Origin of the sequence: Cryobacterium sp. TMT1-2-1 (assembly GCF_004403955.1) — a bacterium.
In the GTDB taxonomy this organism is placed as follows: domain Bacteria; phylum Actinomycetota; class Actinomycetes; order Actinomycetales; family Microbacteriaceae; genus Cryobacterium; species Cryobacterium psychrotolerans.
The window spans coordinates 1-5269 of sequence record NZ_SOHC01000037.1 but is presented as its reverse complement, the minus strand read 5'-3'; the positions used below and the strand labels follow the sequence as shown (position 1 = coordinate 5269).

The following is a 5269-nucleotide window of genomic DNA, read 5'->3' as shown; positions in this document are numbered from 1 at the left end:
GGCGCGTCCGCCTGGCCGGCGGCGTCCGTCGCGACGGCGAACGCCACGGCGACGGCCGCGCCTCGGCAGCCCGCCGAGCTCATGGGGGCCAGCGGCCGCAGCGAGGGCGCCGAACCGCTGCTTGCCCGCGCCCACCACGGCTCGGTGAGCAAGGACCAGCGGGCGATCATCGAAGACGACCTCAAGTCGGGCAGGCTGCGCTGCGTGGTCGCCACGTCGAGCCTGGAGCTCGGCATCGACATGGGCGCCGTCGACCTGGTGGTGCAGGTGGAGTCCCCGCCGTCGGTCGCCAGCGGGCTGCAGCGCGTGGGGCGGGCCGGGCACCAGGTCGGCGAGGTCTCGCGCGGCGTCATCTACCCGAAGCACCGCGCCGACCTCATCCACGCCGCGGTCGCCGCCGAACGCATGGTCGCCGGCCTGATCGAGTCGCTCGCCGTGCCGACGAACCCGCTGGACATCCTCGCCCAGCAGACCGTCGCGGCGACGGCCCTCGAACCCATCGATGTGGAGGAGTGGTTCGACACCGTGCGCCGGAGCGCGCCGTTCGCCACGCTGCCGCGGTCGGCCTACGAGGCGACGCTCGACCTGCTCGCCGGCCGGTATCCGTCGGACCAGTTCGCCGAGCTGCGCCCGCGCATCATCTGGGACCGCGAAGCCGGAACGCTGACCGGACGGCCCGGCGCGCAGCGGCTCGCGGTGACCAGCGGCGGCACGATCCCCGACCGCGGCCTGTTCGGCGTCTTCATGGCCGGGGACCAGGCCACCGGCCGGCGGGTCGGCGAACTCGACGAGGAGATGGTCTACGAGTCCAGGGTCGGCGACGTCTTCGCGCTCGGCGCGACGAGCTGGCGCATCCAGGAGATCACCCACGACCGCGTGGTCGTCACCCCGGCGTTCGGCGAGCCCGGACGGCTGCCGTTCTGGAAAGGCGACGGCCTCGGACGCCCCGCCGAACTCGGCCGGGCGATCGGCGCGTTCACCCGCGAGGTGTCGGCCGCTCCTCCCGCGGAGGCCCGCGCCCGGTGCGCCGCCGCCGGGCTCGACGAGCGCGCGGTGACCAACCTGCTCGCGTTCCTGGCCGAACAGCGCGCCGCCACCGCCCACCTGCCCACCGATCGCACCCTCGTCGTCGAACGGTTCCGCGACGAACTCGGCGACTGGAGGGTCGTGCTGCATTCCCCGTACGGCATGACCGTGCACGCACCGTGGGCCCTCGCCGTCGGCGCCCGGGTGCGCGAACGCTTCGGCATCGACGGCGCCTGCATGGCCGCCGACGACGGGATCGTCGTGCGCATTCCCGACACCGAAGCCGAGCCGCCCGGCGCGGAACTGTTCGTCTTCGACCCCGACGAACTCGAGCAGCTCGTCACCGACGAGGTCGGCGGGTCCGCCCTGTTCGCCGCGCGGTTCCGCGAATGCGCCGCCCGGGCACTCCTCCTGCCGCGCTACGACCCCGGCCGCAGGTCGCCGCTCTGGCAGCAACGGCAGAAGGCGTCGCAGCTGCTCGACGTGGCCCGCACCTTCCCGACCTTCCCGATCATCCTCGAGACCGTGCGCGAATGCCTGCAGGACGTCTACGACCTGCCCGCGCTGACCCTGCTCGCCCGGGAGATCTCCGCCCGCTCGGTGCGCCTGGTCGAGACGACGACGGATGCCGCGAGCCCGTTCGCGAGCACCCTCCTGTTCGGCTACGTCGCCGCGTTCATGTACGAGGGGGATTCCCCGCTTGCCGAACGCCGGGCCACCGCGCTCTCGATCGATTCGTCCCTGCTGGCCGAGCTGCTCGGCCGCGTCGAGCTGCGAGAGCTGCTCGACCCCGCGGTGATGGAGCTCACCGACCTGGAGCTGCAGCGCCTCGCGGAGGGAAGGCGGGCCCGGGGGATCGAGGGCGTGGCCGACCTGCTGCGCGGACTCGGCCCGCTGACCGTCGACGAGGTGGCCGCGCGCCTGGCGCCGGATGCGTCTGCGCCGCCGTCACCGAGCGCGTCGTCACCGAGCGCGCCGTCACCGAGCGCGTCGTCACAGGACGCCCCTTCGACCGAGCACGCGAGCGCAACCCAGGCCGAGTCACACCTCACCGCCCTGGTCGCCGCTCGCCGCGCCATCCGGGTCGGCTACGCCGGACACGAGTGGTGGGCGGCCATCGAGGATGCGAGCCGCCTGCGGGACGCGCTCGGCGTTCCCTTGCCGATGGGTATCCCGGATGCCTTCACCGAGTCCGTGGCCGACCCTCTCGGCGACCTGGTCAGCCGGTATGCGCGCAGCCACGGGCCGTTCACCGTCGCCGACGTGGCCGCCCGATTCGGCCTCGGCACCGCCGTGGCGCTGGGCGCGCTGAGGCGGCTCGCCGACGCGCGCCGCCTCGTCGAGGGTGAGTTCCGGCCGACCGGAACCGGCAGCGAATGGTGCGACGCCGAGGTGCTGCGCCGTCTGCGCCGACGGTCCCTGGCCGCACTCCGGCACGAGGTCGAACCGGTTGACCAGCTGACCGTCGGCCGTTTCCTGCCGGCCTGGCAGCATGTGGGCGGCAAGCTCCGCGGGATCGACGGCGTCGCATCCGTGATCGAACAGCTGGAGGGGGTGCGGATCCCCGCCTCGGCCTGGGAGTCGCTCATCCTCCCGGCCCGGATCGCCGCGTACAGCCCGGCCATGCTCGACGAACTGACCGCGACCGGCGAGGTGCTCTGGGCCGGCTCGGGCACGCTGGCCGGCAACGACGGGTGGATCAGCCTGCACCTGGCCGAGACGGCGCCGCTCACCCTGCCGCCTCCGGTCGACCGGGAGACCACGCCCCTGCAGCGGGAGATCCTGGCGACCCTCGGCGGCGGGGGAGCGTACTTCTTCCGCCAGCTCGCGGATGCCGTCGGCAGCCAGGACGACGCCGACCTCGCTGCGGCGCTCTGGGACCTGGTCTGGGCAGGGCTGATCGGCAACGACACGTTCGCCCCCGTGCGCTCGCTCATCCGCGGCGGACGCACGGCCCACAAGATCGCAAGGTCGGCGCCCCGGACCCGGCTGCACGACGGCCGGCCTCTCGCCCGGCCCCGGCTGCCCAGCCGGAGCGGCCCGCCCACCGTGTCGGGGCGATGGTCGATCCTTCCGCTGGCCGACGACTCGGCCACCCGGCGCGCGCACGCGCTCGCCGAGACCCTGCTCGAACGCTATGGGGTGGTGACCCGGGGTTCGGTGACGAGCGAGGGGGTGCCCGGCGGCTTCGCGCTCGTCTACCGCACCCTCAGCGGCTTCGAGGAGACCGGGCGCGCTCGCCGCGGCTACTTCGTCGAAGGTCTCGGTGCCGCGCAGTTCGCCGCCGGAGGCACGATCGACCGCCTGCGCTCCTTCACCGCGGACAGCAGCGCGGCCGATCGGTCGGGGGGTTCGGTTCCCGCGCGCCCCGCCGTCACCCTCGCCGCGACCGACCCGGCGAATCCGTACGGCGCGATGCTGCCCTGGCCGGCCTTGCCGGAGGGCACCGGACACCGGCCGGGCCGGAAGGCCGGCGCCCTGGTGGTGCTCGTCGACGGTTCCCTCGTGCTCTACGTCGAACGCGGCGGCAAGACCGTGCTGGCGTTCGGTCCGGCAAGCGAAACCGGCGGCGCCGGCACCGCGTCCGGCGCTCCTGCCGCCCCCACCGACGAAATCCTCGGGGTCGCCGCGGTGTCCCTGGCCGCGGTCGTCACGGGCGGAGGGGTCGAGAAGCTCGCCGTGCAAACGGTCAACGGACAGTTCGTGGTCGGCACCCCGGTGGGCGCTGCGCTGCAGGCCGCCGGGTTCGGGCTGTCGCCGCAGGGGCTGAGACTCCGTGCCTGAGGGCGACACCGTCTTCCGCACCGCGCGCACCCTCGACCAGGCGCTGCACGGGGAGCTGCTGACCGGCTGCGACCTCCGGGTGCCGGCCTTCGCGACCGTCGACCTGGCCGGCGAGCGGATGCATGAGGTCGCCAGTCGAGGGAAACACCTGCTGATGCGGGTGGGGGAGGCGAGCATCCACTCACACCTGAAGATGGAAGGCGCCTGGCACCTCTACCGGCACGGCAGCCGGTGGCAGCGGCCGGCCTTCCAGGCGAGGGCCGTGCTGGAAACGGACGACTGGGTCGCCGTCGGCTTCGACCTCGGGCTGCTCGAGGTGCTGCCGCTGGCTCGGGAGGCCGAGCGGCTCGCCTGGCTCGGCCCCGACCTCCTCGGCGCCGACTGGGACCCCGACGAGGCCGTGCGCCGCATCCGCTCCGAGCCCGAGAAGCCGATCGCCGTGGCCCTGGCCGACCAAAGCAACCTGGCCGGGCTCGGCAACGAGTACGTGAACGAGCTGTGCTTCCTCCGCGGCATCCTGCCCACCCGGCAGGTGGTGGCGGTGACGGATGTTCCGGGGCTGGTCGACCTCGCGCACCGACTGATCCTGGCCAACCGCGACCGAGCCGAACGCACAACGACCGGCAACACCCGGCGCGGGGCGCAGAGCTGGGTGTTCTCCCGCGCCGGCCAGGCCTGCCGGCGCTGCGGTACCCGCATCGAGAGTGGCAGCCTGGGGCGGAACGAGCTCGAGCTGCGGAACACGTTCTGGTGCCCGCGCTGCCAGACCTAGCCCGGCGCGATCCGGTCTCGACAAGCTCGACCACCGGAGCTCGACCACCGAGTCGGCGGGGGCCTACTCTGTCGGCATGGGAATCACGCTGGCAGCGGCGGCTGTCGTCAGGGACGACACCGAACGGTTCCTCCTGGTGCTGCGGGCCGAGCAGCCGGAGGCCGGGCGGTGGAGCGTCCCCGGCGGGAAAGTTCTGCCGGGCGAGACCTTCGAGGCGGCGGCCGCCCGCGAGGTGCTCGAGGAGACCGGTGTCACCGTGCGGATCGAACGCGAACTCGGCACCCTCGACCGCGCCGACGGACGCGGGGGCATCTACGAGATCCACGATTTCGCCGCGGTCTATGTCAGCGGCGAGGTCGTCGCCGCAGACGACGCCGCCGATGCCCGCTGGTTCACCGCGGCCGAGCTGGTCACGCTGCCGTTAACGAGGGACCTGATCGGCGCCCTCATCCGCTACGGCGTCTACCCCTGACCCTTCCCTTTCTCCGCCGCCTCAGACCCCGCGAACCCGCAGCTGTGCGCGTTATGAGCGCGTTTTAACGCGCACAACTGCGGGTTCGCGGAGGGAGGACGTAGGAGGGGAGGGAGCTAGGGCGTGTCTCCTAATTCGTGTAACCAGATGGTGATGGCGCGGAGGACGACTCCTCCGCGGTAGGTGAGGGCGAGTTTGTCGTAGCGAGTGGCGAG

Annotated in this window: 3 protein-coding genes; all 3 read left to right on the top strand. The window is 73.1% G+C overall.

Translation table 11 applies throughout. The annotated features are described in order from the left end of the window. Positions 1 to 3810 (top strand): crosslink repair DNA glycosylase YcaQ family protein (locus tag E3T33_RS07160; RefSeq protein WP_134575029.1); only part of this gene is annotated, 3810 nt, incomplete at its 5' end. Further along, the gene (locus E3T33_RS07155; protein WP_134575028.1) at positions 3803 to 4582 is read left to right on the top strand and encodes a DNA-formamidopyrimidine glycosylase family protein; all 780 of its coding nucleotides are present in this window, start codon (positions 3803 to 3805) and stop codon (positions 4580 to 4582) included. The genes E3T33_RS07160 and E3T33_RS07155, both read left to right, overlap by 8 nt. Before the next feature lie 76 nt (positions 4583 to 4658). Further along, entirely contained in the window at positions 4659 to 5054 is a 396-nt protein-coding gene (locus tag E3T33_RS07150) for an NUDIX domain-containing protein (RefSeq protein ID WP_134575027.1), read from the top strand. Positions 5055 to 5269 lie beyond the last annotated feature (215 nt).

What these genes read in the sequence shown, in the direction of transcription:
- E3T33_RS07150 (WP_134575027.1), top strand. Translation starts at nt 4,659, where the DNA reads ATGGGAATCACGCTGGCAGCGGCGGCTGTCGTCAGGGACGACACCGAA.